Origin of the sequence: Rhizobium sp. L1K21, from assembly GCF_024055895.1 — a bacterium.
GTDB lineage: Bacteria > Pseudomonadota > Alphaproteobacteria > Rhizobiales > Rhizobiaceae > Ensifer_A.
The window spans coordinates 464,712-483,676 of the sequence record NZ_JAMXLE010000002.1 but is presented as its reverse complement, the minus strand read 5'-3'; the positions used below and the strand labels follow the sequence as shown (position 1 = coordinate 483,676).

Annotated in this window: 17 protein-coding genes and 2 tRNA genes; 12 read left to right on the top strand and 7 right to left on the bottom strand. The window is 55.6% G+C overall.

The features are described 5' to 3' along the window. Positions 1–4: 4 nt before the first annotated feature. Genes cofH through cofD form a run of 3 tightly spaced genes read right to left on the bottom strand, consistent with a single transcriptional unit; the run spans position 5 to position 4,055 of the window. Positions 5–2,383, bottom strand: coding sequence for a 5-amino-6-(D-ribitylamino)uracil--L-tyrosine 4-hydroxyphenyl transferase CofH (gene cofH, locus NHF56_RS14865; protein ID WP_252805843.1), 2,379 nt, complete (start codon positions 2,381–2,383; stop codon positions 5–7). Beyond that, complete coding sequence (cofC, locus tag NHF56_RS14860; RefSeq protein WP_252805841.1) at positions 2,383–3,054, bottom strand: 2-phospho-L-lactate guanylyltransferase; 672 nt, start codon at positions 3,052–3,054, stop codon at positions 2,383–2,385. The genes cofH and cofC overlap by 1 nt, the downstream gene beginning before the upstream one ends. Continuing rightward, a complete protein-coding gene (gene cofD, locus NHF56_RS14855) occupies positions 3,051–4,055 on the bottom strand; it encodes a 2-phospho-L-lactate transferase (RefSeq protein WP_252805839.1) in 1,005 nt (334 codons plus the stop codon). The genes cofC and cofD overlap by 4 nt, the downstream gene beginning before the upstream one ends. A 156-nt stretch (positions 4,056–4,211) precedes the next feature. On the opposite strand from cofD, the gene NHF56_RS14850 reads away from it, so the two are divergent. Both NHF56_RS14850 and NHF56_RS14845 read left to right on the top strand, forming a co-directional pair. After that, a complete protein-coding gene (locus tag NHF56_RS14850) occupies positions 4,212–5,216 on the top strand; it encodes a TIGR03842 family LLM class F420-dependent oxidoreductase (protein WP_252805837.1) in 1,005 nt (334 codons plus the stop codon). Between the two features lie 226 nt (positions 5,217–5,442). Next, positions 5,443–6,642: a caspase family protein gene (locus NHF56_RS14845; RefSeq protein ID WP_252805835.1), complete on the top strand. Its 1,200-nt coding sequence runs from the start codon at positions 5,443–5,445 to the stop codon at positions 6,640–6,642. Between the two features lie 35 nt (positions 6,643–6,677). Here the strand turns inward: NHF56_RS14845 and NHF56_RS14840 are convergent. Next, positions 6,678–6,752: transfer RNA gene (locus tag NHF56_RS14840), tRNA-Thr, on the bottom strand. Positions 6,753–6,954: 202 nt separating this feature from the next. Between NHF56_RS14840 and NHF56_RS14835 the strand changes: the two genes are divergently transcribed. The 10 genes from NHF56_RS14835 to NHF56_RS14790 all read left to right on the top strand — a co-directional run bounded on the left by NHF56_RS14835 (position 6,955) and on the right by NHF56_RS14790 (position 12,888). Then, a complete protein-coding gene (locus NHF56_RS14835; RefSeq protein WP_252805832.1) occupies positions 6,955–7,164 on the top strand; it encodes a hypothetical protein in 210 nt (69 codons plus the stop codon). A gap of 136 nt (positions 7,165–7,300) precedes the next feature. Further along, a complete protein-coding gene (gene murA / locus NHF56_RS14830) occupies positions 7,301–8,593 on the top strand; it encodes a UDP-N-acetylglucosamine 1-carboxyvinyltransferase (protein ID WP_252805831.1) in 1,293 nt (430 codons plus the stop codon). An 84-nt stretch (positions 8,594–8,677) separates the two neighbouring features. Beyond that, positions 8,678–9,118, top strand: coding sequence for a DUF2948 family protein (locus NHF56_RS14825; RefSeq protein WP_252805829.1), 441 nt, complete (start codon positions 8,678–8,680; stop codon positions 9,116–9,118). Between the two features lie 50 nt (positions 9,119–9,168). Beyond that, positions 9,169–10,467: a histidinol dehydrogenase gene (gene hisD / locus NHF56_RS14820; protein ID WP_252805827.1), complete on the top strand. Its 1,299-nt coding sequence runs from the start codon at positions 9,169–9,171 to the stop codon at positions 10,465–10,467. A gap of 5 nt (positions 10,468–10,472) precedes the next feature. Next, positions 10,473–10,949, top strand: coding sequence for a UPF0262 family protein (locus NHF56_RS14815; protein ID WP_252805826.1), 477 nt, complete (start codon positions 10,473–10,475; stop codon positions 10,947–10,949). 3 nt (positions 10,950–10,952) lie between these two features. After that, entirely contained in the window at positions 10,953–11,423 is a 471-nt protein-coding gene (locus NHF56_RS14810) for a low molecular weight phosphatase family protein (protein WP_252805824.1), read from the top strand. Positions 11,424–11,558: 135 nt separating this feature from the next. After that, positions 11,559–11,777 carry a translation initiation factor IF-1 gene (gene infA, locus NHF56_RS14805; protein ID WP_112631247.1) on the top strand — a complete coding sequence of 73 codons (219 nt, stop codon included), beginning with the start codon at positions 11,559–11,561 and terminating at the stop codon, positions 11,775–11,777. Between the two features lie 42 nt (positions 11,778–11,819). Beyond that, on the top strand, positions 11,820–12,437 hold the full coding sequence (locus NHF56_RS14800) for a Maf-like protein (protein ID WP_252805822.1): 618 nt from the start codon (positions 11,820–11,822) through the stop codon (positions 12,435–12,437). Positions 12,438–12,442: 5 nt separating this feature from the next. Beyond that, positions 12,443–12,634, top strand: a complete 192-nt coding sequence (gene yacG / locus NHF56_RS14795; protein WP_252805820.1) for a DNA gyrase inhibitor YacG — start codon at positions 12,443–12,445, stop codon at positions 12,632–12,634. 178 nt (positions 12,635–12,812) lie between these two features. Beyond that, positions 12,813–12,888 (top strand) — tRNA-Phe (locus tag NHF56_RS14790). A gap of 116 nt (positions 12,889–13,004) precedes the next feature. Here the strand turns inward: NHF56_RS14790 and NHF56_RS14785 are convergent. From NHF56_RS14785 to NHF56_RS14775, 3 genes are all read right to left on the bottom strand, one after another. Next, positions 13,005–14,735, bottom strand: coding sequence for a UvrD-helicase domain-containing protein (locus tag NHF56_RS14785; RefSeq protein WP_252805819.1), 1,731 nt, complete (start codon positions 14,733–14,735; stop codon positions 13,005–13,007). A 26-nt stretch (positions 14,736–14,761) separates the two neighbouring features. After that, a complete protein-coding gene (locus NHF56_RS14780) occupies positions 14,762–16,654 on the bottom strand; it encodes an ATP-dependent endonuclease (protein WP_252805817.1) in 1,893 nt (630 codons plus the stop codon). 349 nt (positions 16,655–17,003) lie between these two features. Continuing rightward, entirely contained in the window at positions 17,004–18,644 is a 1,641-nt protein-coding gene (locus NHF56_RS14775; RefSeq protein ID WP_252805815.1) for a hypothetical protein, read from the bottom strand. Positions 18,645–18,965 lie beyond the last annotated feature (321 nt).

Genomic DNA, 18,965 nt, shown 5'->3' with positions numbered 1-18,965 from the left:
TCGTTCAAGCGTCCAGATGTTGGCGCATCTTGCGCGTTTTCAGCGGTGTGTTGACCATGTCCTCAAGCGGTGCCGCCTGCATGGCGCGTTGCTGACGCTCCTTGCTTGCAATCCCGTACAGCGTTGTCCTTTGGCGCGGTTCGCGGCCAAGTTCGCGGATGAGGCTCTCCATCTGCCAGGGCGCAAATTCCTGACCGTGAACGGCCCCGGCAGCGCGCGTGATGCTTTCGTTCATCAACGTGCCGCCCATGTCGTCTGCACCGGCATTGAGGCAGGTCGCAGCACCCTGCGGCCCCATCTTGACCCACGAGGCCTGGATGTGATCGATCACGCCATGGAACACGATGCGGGCAACGGCATGCATCAGCACGGCTTCGCGCCATGTCGGCCCTTTTCGGGAGCGGCCATGGAGATAAATCGGCGCTTCGAGAGCAACGAAAGGCAGCGGAACGAACTCGGTAAAACCGCCAAACGCAAGCTGGTGCGCACGCAATTTGAGCATATGGCGCGCCCAATGAACCGGCTGCTCGACATGGCCATACATGATCGTTGCCGTGCTCTTGAGACCAAGCCGGTGTGCCGCCCGCATGACAGCAAACCATTCGTCTGTCTTTATCTTGTCCGGGGCTATGACCGCTCGAATTTCATCATCCAGAATTTCTGCAGCAGTGCCCGGAAGCGAAGACAGGCCGGAATTCTTTAGCCGGCCAAGAAATTCATCCAAGCTCATTCCCAAGGTCGCTGCACCCTGCCAGATCTCCAGCGGCGAAAACGCATGAATGTGTATGCCGGGTGCAGCCTGCTTTGCTTCATTCAGCAGGTTCAGATAGGTCTCGCCAGTGTAGGAAGGATGAATGCCGCCTTGTAGGCATATTTCCGTCGCACCACGTGCCCATGCCTCACGTACGCGGCGTGAAAACTCGCCCATATCAAGGTCGTATGCCGGGCCGCGTAGCTCTTCATGTGTCTTGCCTTTGGAAAAGGCGCAGAACTTGCAGCCATAGGTGCAGACATTCGTATAATTGATGTTGCGCGTGACCACATAGTGCGTGCGGTCGCCGTTCACTGTCTTGCGCAACGCATCAGCATGGGCGCAGACCGCATGGAAGGAAGCATCGCGCGCAGAAAAGAGCGTGACGATTTCCTCTTCGCTCAAAGCACTTCCTGGCGGCTTTGCCAATATTGCTTGAATGCGCTCATCAATTGGACCTTTGTTGCGAATGACCGGCGGCGCTTCAAGCGCGCCCGGCACCCATTCGCCTTCGAAGGCCATGCCCTCAGCATCGGCGGCATTCAGAACATGTTTCACCATCTTGGGATGCAGCCATTTTCCGGCTTCCCGCAGATAGCGAGGATAAATGGTCAGCCGTGGCGCAAGCGTCTTGCCGCATTGTTCGGTAATTTCCGCCAGGCGCTCAAGGTTTGGCCAGGGTGCTTCAGGATTGACGTGATCGATGGTGACGGGCGACACGCCGCCCCAATCGTTGATCCCGGCCTCAATCAATTCCGCCCCGGTTCCGGCTGCAAGGTTCGGCGGTGCCTGCAGGCTGATTTCGTCCTGGAGGATGAGACGCGCAGCGGCAATCGTCCATTGATGCTCCAGCGGATCGGCGGGCGGAAACGCCCGCATCTTCGTGTCCATCTTGGGCAGGAAATTTTGCACGATCACTTCCTGAACATGCCCATGACGAGCATGCGCATCGCGGATCTTCAAAAGCGCGTCCAGGCGCTCTTCGCGCGTTTCCCCAATGCCGATCAGTATGCCGGTGGTAAAGGGAACCTTTGCTTCGCCGGCTGCCTCCAGCGTGGCAAGGCGAACAGAAGGCGTCTTGTCCGGGGAGCCGAAATGCGGGCCGCCGCGCTCTGAAAGGCGATCAGAGGTGGTTTCCAGCATCATGCCCATGGAAGCACCGCTCGCGCGAAGCGCTCGAAATTCCTCGGCAGTCAGCGTGCCAGGGTTGAGATGCGGAAGAAGACCTGTTTCATCGCGAACGAGCGCCGCTACATGCGCCAGATAGGCGACGGTGCTTTCAAAGCCCAGCCTTTGCAGTTCTTCGCGCGCGGCCCGGTAACGAAGCTCCGGCTTTTCACCGAGCGTGAAAAGCGCCTCACGGCAGCCGGCCTTTGCGCCCTCTCTGGCAATCGCGAGCACCTCCTCAGCCGAAAGATAAATGTTCTGCCCACGGCGCGGCGGTTTGGCGAAGGTGCAATAGTGGCAGACGTCCCGGCAGGCTTTTGTCAGCGGAATGAAGACCTTGGGAGAATAGGTGATCAGCGCAGGATATGTCCGATCCCGCTTGTAGCGCGCAGCGCGCATCAACGCCTGCAGATCGTTAGCCTGCAATAATGCCTTGGTGCGCGTATCCAGCCCGGAGAGCAGCATCACAGCGCTCCCATCGTTTCGGAAAGCCTGGCGAGACCGAAGGCTTCCAGCAACAGCGATGCTGCCTTGCCGGTTGATGTGCGCGCCAGAATGGGTGCGATATCTTCCGGTCGGTCCAGGTCGCGCGCTATTCCGTCGAGCTGCAGCGTTTCGACCTTCAACCCTTTCGTTTCGGCAATCGCCAAATGGCGGAAAAAACTGCCAGGCCCGAATGCGAAGGGCATCTCGGCCCGCTCTCCCAGCAAGATTGCATTGGTGCCGTCACCATCGTGCGCCGCGGCGATGACCACACTTCTGGGACTTGAAAGGCGCTTCAAAAGCTTGTCGAGGTCGTAAGGTCGAAATGTCGGCAGATCAGTTGGCAGGACCAGCAATGGCGCGCATCTGACCTGCCCTTTGACCCAGCTGCGTCCGGCTTCCAGAGCATCGTTCAACTCGCCGACGGTATCGTCGAGAACCCGTGCGCCATGGCGACCTGCAATGAAGGCTGCCTGCGGATCGCTGGTCACGACACAAATCCCGGCCACACGCTCGTCAGCGCGAACGGTTGCCAGCGTATCGCAAAGCATCGCTTCGGCCAGCTTTGCGCGCTGTTCGGCGCCCAGCACGGAAGAGAGCCGGCTTTTGGCAACGGCGAAAGGCTTTACCGGGATGAGCGCCCAAACCGTCATCGCAAGGTCTCCGCGAATTCGAGCACCGCGCGCGCCAGCCGCCGTTTTGCGTCAAGATCGACCATCATCGTGTCGGCCAAAGCGACCGGCAGGCCACTGCCGATATAGGCGAATTCGCCCACCTGCCCGGCGTCGCGCTCGTCCAGAATATATCCATCAAAAATGTCGGCGTGGAAACGCGCTGCCGCGGAGGCGGAAACGGGAAGTCCAAACCCCTTCATCATCGCTGCAGTCGGTCCCTTGATGGCCTGACCGCTCACGACAGGCGTGACGCCGATCACCGGTGCAGGGCTGTCTTTCAGCATCTGGCGCAGCCCCGGCACGGATAAAACCGGACCGATCGAAAGAAAAGGATTGGACGGGCAGACAACAATGGCCGCCAGTTCAGGATCAGCCAGCGCGGTCTCGACTTCCGCTGTCATTGAAGCGCGCTCCGCACCTCGGAAAACCACCTCCTGCACTGTCGGTTCAGCGCGTGCGGCCACAAACCAGTCATGGAAATCATAATCGCCGTCGGCGCATTTCAGCTGCGTCGAGACCGGCATATCGCTCATTGGCAGGAGCCGCGTTTCAATGCCGAATGCGCGCGCAAAATCTGCGGTAATCTCGGTCAGCCGATCACCGCGGCTCAGACGCATGGTGCGCAGAAGGTTGGTCGCGATATCCTTGTCGCCAATGTTGAACCAGACGTCCTCGCCAAGCTCACGCAGCGCATCCATAGCATGCCATGTTTCGCCACTTCGTCCCCATCCGCGGTCGAGGTCGGCGCGCCCTGATAAGGTATATAGCTGGGTATCTATGTCGGGTGTCACGAAGAGGCCGAAATGCCAGGAATCATCGCCGGTATTGACGATCACGGTGAGGTTGCGCGCGTCCATTTCCGACGCAAGGCCCATCGAAAGCTTTGCGCCGCCCACGCCACCAGAAATCGCTATGACCTTGTTCTTTGTCACGCTCACGTCTTGCCGTTTTCCATCCGGCCCCACTGGCCGCCCCGTCATGTCTCCATTTCCATTCAATGACAGGTGCGGGCCGCAACGCAAGAAAATTTAACAGTTGGTCAAAAATTTTTTTACAAAAGCCAAAAAATGATGAAATGTAGGGACCGAAGAAGCCGGGCATACGGCGCGACAAACTGGGAAAAAGGACTGGCGTAGATGGAATTTGGTATTTGCTTCAAGGGATTCGTGGAGCCGAAGCGGGCAATTGCGCTCGTTCGACAGGCAGAAAATGCCGGTTTTACCTATTGTTGGTTCTATGACAGCCATATCCTGTGGCGCGACAGTTATGTGGCGATGGCCATGTGCATGGAACACACTGAGAAGATGCGTTTCGGCCCCTGCGTGACCAATCCGAACAGCCGCGACTGGTCTGTGGCCGCCAGCCTCTTCGGTTCTCTCGCCAAACAATCCGGTGACCGTTTTGATGTTGGCATCGGCCGCGGCGATAGCGCGGTTCGTGTCATGGGCAAGAAGCCGGCAACGCTTGCCCGCGTTGCCGAATTTACCGAAGTGCTCAGAAAGCTGATCAAGGGCGAAGAAGCGCAATATGGCGAATGCCCGGAGCCCGTTCAGTTCCCTTGGGCGGTTGGCCATGAACCGCCGATGTGGATTGCCGCCTATGGACCGAAGGCCTTGGCAACGGCTGGCGAGGTCGGCGACGGCCTGATCCTTCAGATTGCGGATCCCGGCATCTGCAAATGGCTGGGCGATCAGGCCAAGGCCGCCGGTGAAGCGGCAGGCCGCGACATGTCAAAATTCCGCATCATGGCGGCTGCACCTGCGATCACCGGCGACAAGACGCACGGCCGCGAACTGGTCAAGTGGTTTCCGGCAATGGTGGGCAACCATGTGGCTGATATCGTTGAGAAATATGGCTCCGATACCGATCTCGTGCCGGCAAGCCTGACATCCTACATCGAAAAACGCCGCGGCTACGATTATTCAAAACACGGCCAGAGCGACAATCCGTACCTCGACTTCATCACCGACGACGTGGTCGATTCCTTCACGGTGCTTGGAGCAACGGATGAGCACATCGCCAAGATCAGGGCTCTGGAAGCAGCTGGAGTTACCCAGTTCAATATCTATCTCGACAGCGGCGATGAGGAAAAGGTGATTGCCGACTACGCAGAAAAGGTTATTCCAGCTTTCAACGGCTAAGCTGGCCGATCTGGCTTTTCAACGAGACGCCTCTCTGCTTAACGCACAGAGGCGTTTTTTTGTGCGATTTCCCTGCCCGGGCACTATTAAAAAAGTGCCATGGGTGACGAATATGCTGATCGCATGTATTGTTTGCCGGTAGCTTCTATTTTCAGCCAGGGCGGGGTCGGTTTTGCTGCGCACCATATTGTGTCTTTTGATATTTTGTTCTTTTCCGCTGGCGGCTTTGTCCGCAGAAAAGGTGGCCCTGGTCATCGGCAACTCGGATTATCAGCAAGTCAACAAATTGCCGAATGCCGCACAGGACGCAAAAGACGTTGCTGCGACGCTCGAGGGATTGGGATTTCGGGTTTTCCTGGGAACTGATCTTGCGCGCGCGGACATATTGAAGCTGGCCCAGGAGGTGCGGAAGACCCTGCAACCGGATGATATCGGGCTTTTTTATTTTTCAGGACATGCCGTGCAATTTGGCGCGGAAAATTTTCTGATCCCGGTTGATGCTTTCGGGGAAGATGAAAGCGCGATACGGGAGCGCTCGGTCAAACTTCAGACTGTTCTCGCCGAAATGGAGAGCAGGGCGGATCGCAATATCATCATACTGGATGCCTGCCGGAACAACCCCTTTGAACTGCCGGCAACGGGTCGCTCCATCGGCGGCCCGTCGCGCGGTCTGGCCAAGGTGGATGCGGGCGTCGGCTCCTTCATCGCCTTTTCCACACAGCCGGGCAACGTCGCCTCCGATGGCGCAGGTCGCAACAGCCCTTTCACGACAGCGCTTCTGAAATATCTGCCCTCCACCGATGATGATCTCCACGAAGTGATGCGCAAGGTGCGTCGTGATGTAGTCGAAGAAACCAATAGCGAGCAGATCCCCTGGGAAAACTCATCGCTGATCGAGCGGATTTACCTGGCGCCAAACGCGAAAATCAACGCAGAGAAGCCCGTCATCGCCGAGCCGAAGCCCGCACAGCAGGCCGCGTCTCTCTTTACTTACGAAGTGGCTGGTCTCGACCCCAACGGCGACGGCTTTCTTGCTCTGCGCGATGGCACATCGTCGTCTGCCCATCGCATCATGAAAATGACCGAGGGCACACGGCTGCAGGTGCTTGAGCAAGACGGCGTGTGGTTCAAGGTTCTGACTGAAGCCGGTGCCCTTGGCTGGGCGCATTCCAACTGGATACGGTTTCGCGGCACCAACACGTATGAGCCCGCGCCAGCGGCGGAAAGTTGCGACAGCCTCTGGTATCGGCGCAATGCCATTTATGCTCGGAATGGCTATTGTTTCCAAAGCACCCGTGGCCGTCAGACCTTCTCCAACGAAGGCTGCCTCGTCGGCGTCTCCGCCGGCAACATCCGTCTCACACCTGCGGAAAAGCGGGAGGTCGAGACAATTGTCGCGCGGGAAAAGGCTCTAAATTGCCGGTAAGGCTTGATGAGTCGAGGAATTCTAGGGGGAAAGACTGGTGCTGCTAGAGAGATTTGAACTCTCGGCCTCTCCCTTACCAAGGGAGTGCTCTACCCCTGAGCTATAGCAGCATGCTGAACTCTTTGGCGCGGGTTGGGCGCACCTGTGTTAGCGGGGTGCCTATTGCCACAGCTTGATTATGAGTGCAAGCGTGAAAGCAAATAATCTCTCCAGAAATTTCTGTGATACTCCAGACGGCTTCCTTGCAGATGATTTTTACGCTATTGCGCGGGGTGGAACTGAGCGAAACGGCGTTTGTTTGAAGGCGGCTTCATGAAGGGCAGGAAGACAAATCAGAGCGGTGATGCGCTGGTCGGGCGGGAGCGCGAGGTCGCCATAAAGAAACAGCGTCTTGCCGAGCAGCTGCGACAAAACCTTCTTCGCCGAAAGGCGCAAACGCGCGCGCGCCGAGACGGGGAGCCGGATGAACGCAATGAGGGCTTGCCTGCAGCCCGGCCTGACGATGCCGCCGACAAAGATTGAGCCGCCTTAATAATCACCCATTCTCTTCCGATAGCTTGCCCGCGAAGGCGTTTTCTTGAACCGCGAGACGCTTTCGGATATGGGAGCAACACATTTTTGAAAAGCCGCAACACCTGCGGTTCGGGAAAGTCTAAATATGGATCGCATCAGAATCGTCGGCGGTAATCCGCTCAACGGTATTATACCCATCTCCGGCGCCAAGAATGCCGCTCTGCCCTTGATGATCGCATCGCTGTTGACCAGTGACACACTGACGCTGGAAAACGTGCCGCACTTGGCCGATGTTGAGCAGTTGATCCGCATCCTCGGCAATCACGGTGTGGATGTTTCCGTGAATGGACGCCGTGAACATCAGGATGGCTCCTATGCGCGCACGATCCATTTCACCTGCCGCAAGATTGCTGACACCACGGCCCCTTACGATCTCGTGTCGAAGATGCGCGCTTCCTTTTGGGTCATCGGTCCGCTTCTCGCCCGCGAGGGACAGGCGCGCGTATCGCTGCCGGGCGGCTGCGCCATTGGCACACGACCGGTGGACCTCTTTATCGAGGGGCTGACAGCGCTTGGCGCGACAATGGAAATCGATGGCGGCTACATCAACGCAACAGCGCCCGCGGGCGGCCTGATCGGTGCGCGCTACACGTTTCCGAAGGTTTCAGTCGGCGCTACGCATGTTCTGATGATGGCGGCCACGCTCGCCAATGGAACCACAGTGATCGGCAATGCAGCACGCGAGCCGGAAGTGGTTGATCTCGCAAACTGCCTGAATGCCATGGGTGCAAAGATATCCGGTGCCGGCACGTCCACAATTACAATCGAAGGGGTGACATCGCTTTCGGGCGCACGCCACCGCGTTCTGCCGGATCGCATTGAAACCGGCACATACGCGATGGCCGTTGCCATGACGGGCGGCGATGTAACCCTGCAGGGCACGGATTCTGCCCTTTTGGAAACAGCGCTGGAAGCGCTGCGCCGCACGGGTGCCGAGGTAACCAGCGTCGAAGACGGCATTCGCGTGGTCGGTCACGGCGATGCGATCAAACCGGTTGATGTTGTGACCGATCCTTTCCCAGGCTTTCCCACTGACCTGCAGGCGCAGTTCATGGGTCTGATGACCCGGTCTACGGGCACATCGCATATCACCGAAACGATCTTCGAGAACCGCTTCATGCACGTTCAGGAGCTCGCCCGGCTGGGTGCCAATATCTCGCTCTCCGGTCAGACGGCCAAGATCGTCGGCGTTTCAAAATTGCGCGGCGCACAGGTCATGGCGACCGATCTTCGTGCTTCCGTATCGCTGGTCATTGCGGGGCTGGCTGCCGAAGGCGAAACCGTCGTCTCCCGCGTCTATCATCTCGACCGCGGGTTTGAGCAGCTGGAAGAAAAGCTTGGCCGCTGTGGTGCAATCGTGGAGCGGGTGAGCGAGTAAACGCGCTGAACTCGGTTGCGATTGGCGCTGACCGTTCCTATTTCAAAGCGCAACAAAACAAATGTGCTTGCAGCAGGTGATACAATGACTGAGTTGAAGCTTCTGGCTATGGATGAAGAGGATCTGGATATCGTCTCCGCCCATATGCAGGATGCCGTGTTCAAAACCGCTGATGTGGAATTCGACAGGAAGCGCGGCATTTTTGCGCTCACAGCCAACCGGTTTGTCTGGGAAAAAGCGGCCGAAAAGGGCAAATCCTTCGAGCGCCGCCGCACCACTCTTGTTTTCAAGCGTGTTGATGGCGTTCGGTCGGTCGGCTTTGACCGCAAAAATGGTGATGCGGTACTTGATCTTTTGGCCATTCAGTTTGAAAAGGCAGCCGATGGGCCGGAAGGAACGATTGAACTTCTTCTGGCCGGCGACGGAGCCATAAGGCTGACTGTCGAGTGTATTGAAGTGCAGCTTGCCGATATGGGCGGGACGTGGGAAACCACTGCAAAGCCGCAGCACATGGTTGGCAGCTGACCCAGCTCGGGCGTTTCGTTCGTGCCGGCTGATTTCTAAGGAACTGACGAGTGGCGATCTGGCTGGACTTTACGAGTGAAACATTTGAAGCGGATTTTGCCGCTTTCCTCACCACCAAGCGCGAAGTGTCTGAAGACGTGAGCGCCACAGCGCGCGCCATCATTGCTGATGTTCGCGCACGGGGCGACGTCGCGCTCGCCGAATATACCAAACGCTTCGATGACCTCGACTTTGCCGCCACGCCGATGCGCGTGACGAAGACAGAACTTGAAGATGCGATGGCAGAGGTTGATCCTGCCGTCATCGACGCGCTCGAGCTTGCTGCAGCCCGCATTTCCAAACACCACAAGCGCCAGCTGCCCGTTGACGATATCTATGAGGATGAGGCCGGAGTTGGCCTTGGCTCCCGCTGGACGGCCATTGATGCTGTCGGCATTTATGTGCCGGGCGGGCAGGCGAGCTATCCCAGTTCCGTGTTGATGAATGCGGTTCCGGCCAAAGTTGCCGGCGTGCCGCGTGTTGTGATGGTCGTGCCTGCCATGCGGGGCAACATAAACCCCGCCGTGCTGGCCGCAGCTCGCATTGCCGGTGTCGATGAAATTTACCGCATCGGCGGCGCGCAGGCCATCGCAGCCCTTGCTTATGGTACTGAGACGATTGAGCCGGTCGCAAAGATCGTCGGACCGGGCAATGCCTTCGTTGCCGCCGCCAAGCGTGAGGTTTTCGGCACAGTCGGTATCGACATGATTGCCGGCCCTTCGGAAGTTCTGGTGATTGCCGACAAGGACAACAATCCGGACTGGATTGCCGCAGACCTCCTGGCGCAGGCCGAGCACGATGCTGCCGCACAATCCATTCTGATCACTGACGATGCAAGCTTTGCCCGCGCGGTGGAAGACGCCGTTGCCCGACAGCTCCGCACGCTTTCCCGCGCCGAGATTGCCGCCGCAAGCTGGCGTGATTTTGGCGCGCTGATCCACGTGCCGGACCTGAAGGATGCCATTCCGCTTTCAAACCGCATTGCGCCGGAACATCTTGAACTTGCCGTGGCCGATCCGGACGCCTTCATTCCGCAGGTGCGCAATGCGGGCGCCATTTTTGCCGGCGCGCATACGCCCGAGGTGATCGGCGATTATGTCGGCGGCTCCAACCACGTTTTGCCAACAGCGCGTTCGGCACGTTTTTCGTCCGGACTTTCCATTCTGGACTTTGTCAAACGAACCTCTATCCTTCGCCTTGGGCCTGAGCAGCTGAAGGCACTCGGCCCGGCGGCAATTACGCTTGCAAAATGCGAGGGGCTGGAGGCGCATGCCAGGTCTGTCGCAATACGGGCGAACCTGGAGAGTTAGAGAGAATGGGCAGCAAAAGCGCGTTTCGCCTTTGTGACGTTGTTCTGGACGAAACCATTGGCCGTTCAACGCCGGATGTGGAACACGAGCGCGCCGTTGCCATTTTCGACCTGCTGGAAGAAAACAGCTTTGAGCCTGCCGGTCATGCCGGCGGCCCCTACAAGCTCTATCTCTCGCTCGTCGATACCAAGCTTGTCTTTTCCATCAAGACTGAAGGCGAGGATGATGTTGCCACGCACATTCTCTCGCTGACGCCGTTCCGCCGGATCATCAAAGACTATTTCATGATCTGCGACAGCTATTATCAGGCGATCCGCTCGTCCACACCAAGCCAGATCGAGGCGATCGACATGGGTCGCCGGGGCATTCACAACGAAGGCTCGCAAACGCTCATGGATCGCCTGTCTGGCAAGATCAACATGGATTTCGACACGGCGCGACGCCTCTTTACCCTGATCTGCGTTCTCTATTGGCGTGGCTGATCCATGGGGGAGGAGGCCGCAAACGATGAACCCGCAAAAAACGTGAAAGGCCCGCCCGGTGCAATCCTCTTCATGTGCGGCATGAACGCGATCCGTTCACCCATGGCCGAGGCGATCGCGCGAAGCCTTTTGCCGCGCGGCACCTATATTGCGTCCGCCGGTGTGCGCGATGGCGAGCGTGATCCCTTTGTGGATGTCGTGCTGGAGGAGGTGGGTCTTTCCTTGGGCAAGAAAATACCCCAGACGCTGGACGAACTGGAGGATGATTATTTCGACCTCATCGTGACGCTGGCACCGGAAGCGCACCATGCAGCACTGGAGCTCACCCGTTCCAACGCTGTTGATGTCATCTATTGGCCGACGCCTGATCCGTCGGTCGCGACAGGCACTCGTGAGCAAATCTTGAGCGCATACCGCGACGTGCGGGATCATCTGGTCCTTTTGATCAAAAAGCGGCTCGTGGAAAGCCCATGAGAAAGCGGCTGCTACGCTAAAAGCTGCTTTTCGCAATCATTTCGGTTCACAAACACGATTGATTTGTGTAGTTTCCGCCCAAATTTCGGGCGGCGCCATGCCTTCCGTTTGATTTCACAGGAAAAGTAAACCTCTATGGCAAAAGAAGAAGTTCTTGAATTTCCCGGTATTGTTACCGAACTTCTGCCGAACGCGACCTTTCGCGTGAAGCTGGAAAATGAACACGAAATTATCGCTCACACGGCTGGCCGTATGCGCAAAAACCGAATTCGCGTGCTCGCAGGTGACAAGGTGCTGGTGGAAATGACCCCCTATGACCTGACCAAGGGCCGCATCACCTACCGGTTCCGTTGATCAAGAGACAAGCGCAGGATTGAGAACGGCAGGAGATTTGCTGTGACGCCACAAAAGCTGATCCTCGCCTCGGGCTCTCCGCGTCGTGTCGACTTGCTCAACCAGGCCAAAATCGTACCCGACCGGCTGATGCCGATGGATATCGACGAAACGCCGAAGAAATCCGAACACCCGCGCTCGCTTGCCCGCCGCCTTTCCAACCAGAAGGCCGAAGCTGCCTATGCTGCAACGCGTTCGGAAAGCGAATGGCAAGGTGCTTGGATTCTGGCGGCCGACACGGTCGTCGCCGTGGGTCGGCGCATTCTGCAGAAGGCGGAATATACCGAAGATGCGGCAGGCTGCCTGCATCTTCTGTCGGGCCGCGCCCACTGGGTGCATACAGGCGTGTGCCTGGTCACCCCGTCCGGCACCATCCGTCAGAAGGTGGTGGACACCAAAGTGCGCTTCAAGCGGCTTTCCTCCACCGATATCGAGTTTTATATTGCCAGCGGCGAATGGCGCGGCAAGGCTGGCGGCTATGGCATTCAGGGCCTGGCAGGAAGCTTTGTGCAGAAGCTCGTCGGCTCCTACACCAATGTCGTCGGCCTGCCGCTTTTCGAAACGCTACAGCTTCTCTCCGGAGAGGGCTTTGAAGTACACGCCCATTGGGCGGAGGGTTGAGACCATTGACGGCGAAAGTCGAACCACTGCGTAAACCGCGGCCATGCCCGGAATGCGGCAACCAGTCTGTGCGCGAGCATTACCCTTTCTGCTCCGACCGCTGCCGCAATCTGGACCTGTCGCGCTGGCTGAACGGCACCTACACAATCCCCGTTTCCGAGGATGAAGAGCTGCCCGATTTCGACGGCGAAAAGTGATATCTGACCGGGATTTACGTCAATCTCCGGTTTTTACGCCGGACAACAAAAAAAGTGCTTTGAGGTGCTGGACAGACGCCGACAAAGTGTTATAACCCCGCTCGCTTCCGGGGCGCTGAACCAACACCGCCCCACCGGTTTTCATTTTAAAAAAACCGAAGGCTCACGAAGCCAGGATGCCCGGATAGCTCAGTTGGTAGAGCAGCGGATTGAAAATCCGCGTGTCGGTGGTTCGAATCCGCCTCCGGGCACCATTTTTCTCTTTAATATCAAATCTTTACAGGGATTGCTCTGTTGGGCGTTCCAGCGTCAAATGCGCTTGGGTGCCATTCTGGGTGTCAGGTGCGTTTGAAGGGACTCTCAAAATGGCTTAATCAACCAAAGCTGGAGCTGCTTCTGGCCGAACCATCAACGCTAGGTTTCTGGCCCTTGTGAGTCCTACGCGCAAAAGTCTTCGAGAGGGTGCAAAGTCGGGCTTTTCGCGCTTAAGGAAAAAAGGGCTTGAATAGCGGCCTTCCACCAAGACGACGCCGTTAAACTCTTTCCCCTTCGATTTGTGTAGGGTCATCAATGACACTCCCTTCGGATCACGCTCCAGTCCGATTAATTTTTCTTGATCAAGTACATTGCGAACAATCCTCGCGGCGCCTTCATAATTACCTCGCTCAATCCAACGACCCGAAAGCGTCCCAGCAAGGGTATCGGTGGCGCGAAACAGGCGAACCATTTTAGCATCTTGGAAAATCTGTTTTAGATCGGCATGGCAAAGAAAAGCCGCCCTTACGGCTTTCCAGTCGATCACAGGGTCTCCAGTCATGGGGCCAATTGAAATCAAAGTTTCTTCTAAGGTTTTAGGGGAGCCTTTTACCAAAGCTTTTCCCAACGCAACATTTGCTTTTGCATTGCTAAACCGTGTGGCTTTCTGACCGGCGGAGGCAGCGCCACGTCCACCGTATCTTTCGCTGAAGTCCTTTTTGACCAGAAAATAGTCTTCGATTTTGGTAAAAACTGCTTCTCTTGAGGCATGGTCCCCATTCGAAGCAAACTCTAATGCAGCGGCTATCGCTACGCCTGCTGTCGCAGACAATTCCTGGTCCCAAACTACGTCATGGGGAATTGGTTTCAGCAGTTTATTTTTATACGTATGAGTGGCTTCTAGTACATCTGAAATTTCTGCAACGAGATCATTGCTTCGTGTAAGCACAGCGACGGTTGGATCCATGAAACCACGTTTTAGCAATTCGCTGAGCGTTATCGCCACTGCAAGATGCACAGAAGACGCGAACTGATTGGGGTACTTATATTTTATGCAATGAACATCGTTCGTTTTGGGAAGCGGGCCATTCCCACTCAAAATGCAATTGGCGTATGCTAAGATTTCGCTATCTGCGCTGCGATAATTATCATTACGAAGGTCTACTTCGAGCAATGCAATTTCTTCTTTTAAAATGTCCAACCTCTCTGGTCTTACGCCGGGTCGAAAATCGCCTTCAAAGATGCGCTGCTCTGTATCTGCCAAAAATAAAGTCTGCGCTGCGCGACTTAATTGTCGAACAAAGCGCCATTGTTCATCATCAGAATCCTGAAATTCGTCAAGAATTATCAATGGAAAGAGCTTTCCCATCCAGCCACGGATGTGAGCGCTACCCTCAAGAAGGTCTGCTGTGGTCGCCGCGAAAAGATCGAAACATATAACCCCTTCTTCTTCTTGAAGACGCTTACTTTCTGTTACCCAATCTCCCTCGAATTGCGTCCGGCGAGCGCTTTCTGCAGATGGAGCCATCATTCTCAGAGGGGTTCCACCCAACAAGGTTCCGTGGGAATGCAAAATATCCCAACAGAACGAATGATATGTTCGAACGTCAATTCGCGCCATCTCGTCCTTTGTGAGAATTTCACGGCATCGCTTTAATATCTGTTGAACGGCAGCACGGGAAAAGCTGAGGAAAAGGATGCTTTGCCCTGGAGTTAGCTTCGGTATGAGCTCTTTGCTTTTCAACAGCGCAACTGTGGTCTTACCGGAGCCTGGCCCTCCGATTACGAGCGCATGGTTCGGCTCATTGATTATTGATTTGCGCTTTTCGCAAATTGTGAATGCCATTTTCGGGCCTCTATCATGGATGTTCGCTACCAAAGCAATCCGTTCAGTTGATCACCTTCCTTTCCTGCCTCATCGGTCCCCTCTCCCTCGAGTTTTGGTAGCGCCATATCTTTGGCAACCCTGGTTAGAAACTCCTTAACTGACTTAGGTAGTTCCTCAAGCGCTTGGCATTCCTCAATCACCATTGCCGCGAAACCAGACCCCTTTTTGGCTTTCAAGACTTCCTTGGCCAGCTTTTTGACCTCCTCGTCATTAGGTGCGTTATTCAAGTACCCTTTCTCTGTCGGATAATCGGGGTGCTCAGAGACGCGAGTCAGAAACCGTCTGAGAACCGAGACAGGAACTTCCTCTATCAATAGATATTCTGTGCCTTTGTAATTGGTCTCAAAATTGTATTGATAGGTCGCAAGATTCGCACTTTGATCTTCAGTCCATGCGGCATTGGGCTGGTCATGAAACGCAAATGTAACTTTGTTCAACGCGTTAAAGAAAGGACCCCATCTTGGAATATTGGACTGGCTGCCTGCGTCGAAAATACTAACGCCAACTATATCTAAGGGAACATATTCATTGCTGGGGTCCAGCTTCTCGAATGCATAGGTTGCGGCAAGCAACATTTTTGCCTCGGTGTCCCCCTCGGCGACTATTATTCCCCGAGCAAGCACAGCTTCTGCGAGCTGCCTTCTGTTGCTTCGGAGCGTCCGATATTTAATTGCATCGGTGGGGATGCTGTCTGAAGAAAGCACGGCATTTTGTCTAGAAACTGCATTCACATTCGTTAGCTCAAATTCCTCTATCACGTATGGTGAGTGTGAGGTGATGATCGCCTGGCCCATATTGCTGAGTAGATATTTTGTAATTCTTCGCTGCGCGTGTGGGGGTAGCGCAATTTCGGGCTCTTCCATTGCAAAAATAACTGCACGATTTCCACGTAAATCGGCGATGTGTGTAAGTAGGGCAAAAACGAGCGCATTTACTGCGCCTGTACCCAGCCTGCTATATGGAACGCTGTGGTTGCTTTCCTTCGATTTAAGGAAAAGCTGCACGACTTCGCGGAGGTGTTCGCGTGTTAAGTCTGAAGCAAAAAAACCTGTGGCGTCTGCATCACTTGAGAGGCCAACAAAGCGCGACATGCGATTTCGAATTTGCTTTTGGATTTCCTCCAATTGTGGAATGTCGCCAATTGCCGGTTTCAGAGCGCGTATTTGTTTGACAGTGCTTTCCCACATCGACTCTTTTCCAGAGTCGCCCAGTCTAAGTATGGTGTCGAGTAAGGATCCGCGTTCGAGACTAAGAGCTCGTCGACCGGTCCTCAATGTACGCAGATATATGAAGCCGCACTGAATTTTCCATTCACGGGGAAAGTAACTCAACCCGGCGAAGGGTTTGCCAAACTGCTCATCATCTTCCCCAATTTCTTGGATTGGATGCGAAAAGTATGTTCCACCGGCGAAGTCATCTTCTTGCCGGTTATAGTAGCCGATGAAGCTTAGAGGGAGCGCGCGACAGACGTCTTCTGCGTCAGCATCTTCGGGCTTGGCTCCCTCAACATCGACGAACCCTCCTTTCTTATCACTCCATGGACGTGTTTTGGAAAACAGTCGCTTCTCCATCTCTTCCGGTAGATGCAGCAATACGACATCAATCTTGATATAGATGGGAACTCCATTTTCATCCAAATATTGTCCCGAATGAAAATCATGCTCATTTACTATTGGGCGTCGAAAGGCTCTCTCAGGCCCCAGCACTAACTCAAGCGCGTCGCATATGGTTGACTTGCCTACGTTGTTTCCACCAACCAGAAGCGTGTGCCCTGAAAAATCCACTTGTCCCCTTGCAACACCCCTGAAGTTCTCAATCATTAGACGTCGAACGGTCAAAGGCTTCTGAGGTTCTTTCTTCTTTTCGTCGTCCACCATCGACCTCCTCCTTCAAGCAATTGAGGATAAAGTAGTTGTGATGCCGACAAAAGAAAATCACAAGTTTATATATTTGCGCTCTGCGAGTGCGAACCAAGAAAAAAGCCGGAAGCAATTTCCAGCTTTGTGAGAGCTTTAGATGTTCTAATTATTGGGCGCTGTTCATCTATCACTTCCCTGAAAACAACCCCTTTGCTTCCTTCTCACCTGCTGATCCTTTGACCCATTGCCAAGGCGAGCGGGGCTTATGCGCCTTCGCCAGTTCGGGATACTTCTTCTGATCGCGCACGGCATCACGTAGGCGCTCGCGGGCCTCACGGGGATCGAGCTTCAGTTCGGCGGGTAATCCTCACCGCAAAACCTCCAACGGTGTTTCCGGGTCCAGAAAAACCGTCAGATAGAGATTATAGTAGGTCGGCGAGTGATCGCCGACTGAGCCGTAGTCGGCCTGGGCGGTCCAGATTGTGTGGTTGCTGGCGTGGAAGGATGAGGCGTGGATGTTGTCTTCCTCGCGCTGAAAGATGCATTCGTAGTCGTCAAAGCCCGGCTCGTAGATGCGCACGATGCCGCCTTTTTCACGCGGGGGCGGGTTGCCGTGGGCTGAGGGGCCGGTGATCATGTTTTCGTAGCCGGGTTCGCCGCGGTCGAGGTCGTAGTTGCGCTCTTCGCCATTACCCCATTCGAGGAGGTTGGCGCAGGCCCATTGGAAATGGCCTTCAGAGAGCGCATTTTCATCAAGTCCGAGCGGGCGCCGCGTGTTGAGTTCGATATCCCAGCGGCCGGCCTTGCCGATTGTATCCACGTAGAACATCTCATCCGACGGCGTCTTGAGCATGTTCATGAGAAGCGAGGCAGGAAAACGGTTTTCATCCTGCACGTCGCCCATATCGCCTTCTTCCTTGTCGGCGCTGACTGTCAGCAGATGCAGGATCTCGTAAATGGATCGGATGGCAACGCGATAAGCGCGGTTGACATGTTCGGACTGATAATCGCCGCCCGGCACCTCCAGCGACGGCGTGTGGAAGCCGAGCCGCCCGCCGGGTTCAAGGAAGCGGTGCACCGCAACCCCTTCGCCGGGATAAGAGCCGAGACCGGCCATGAACATGATCGAGCAGGCCGACAGACAGGACGCATCAGCCTTCACCATCGTGCTGATCGCAAGCCTGGCTTTGACGAAGTTCAGCGCCTCGACAAAAGAGCCTCCGGGGCTTTCCAGACAAAGCACAATCTGGTCGTGACCCAGCATATTGGCATAGAGCCTGTAAAGGGTGCTCTGGCTGAGTGCGTGATAGGCTTTGGCAATGCGCTCGGCATCGCCGTCTTCGATCTGACCGCGGAACGTCATGTTGCATTCCAGCGGCCCGCCATTGTCCATGCGGTCCAGTGTGTTGAAAACTGCAGTATGAAGCTCAATCTTGGGATCAGAAAAATTGGCCGGTGCCGGGGGCTCAAAGGAAGACGCAGTCCGGTTATAAGCATAGTCTTCAAGCGAGGTGAGAATGGGCGCAAGCCAAGTGACGGCCTTTGTGCGTTCCGCTGTGGGGTAATAGGCATGAAGCGCTGCATAGCAGTCGCAGGGCTCCAGATAGAGATAGCGGGAGTTGATATCCTCGCCCTTTTCGTGGTTTCGCACGGCAAGCCTGCAATCCTTCTCCCAATTGCTGGGGCCGCCCGTCAGGCGGAAACGGAAACCATCCTTTTCCCGGCTTTTGAACCGCGCTTCCACCAGAGGCTGGCAATCCGATGTCGGATCCTGAAGCAGGCGCAGCGCGACGCGCAAATTGCCGAGCGCGAGTGTCTTGTCGATCGCGTTTCCCGAAATTTCCATGCCATCGGGGAGCGTCAGCGGCACGGCAATCGTCTGGCCCTGCCGCTGAAGATCAAGTGCCAAACCCACGGTCGCGCTGGCCAGCCAAGAAATGAAAACGACAAAAATCAGCCGCACAGCACGGAAAAGCGCTCGCTCAATCGAGAATGAAAATTTGACCACGTTAATAAAATCCACCCAACAAATGAAAACGGACGCTGTGACTACAAAGACGCCAGCCCCAAATAAAACGCGGCGTTGGCCTGTTGTCCACAGCACGGAGTCGAATAGTAAGCAGCGGCAACATCAAGAATGCTTATCGAACCCGAGTTCTCATGCGAGTGTGGCCGGACAGGAACATGGAATGGCCACGCCAAATCTGATAGGCCGTCAGCTTCACCAAATTGCACAACCATGAAGGGTGCAAAGTCCGAATTTGCTTTTGTCAATTTTGCGCGAGGAGGTCGAGGCGGGAAAACAATTTGCAACCAAGGGGCAAGTAAA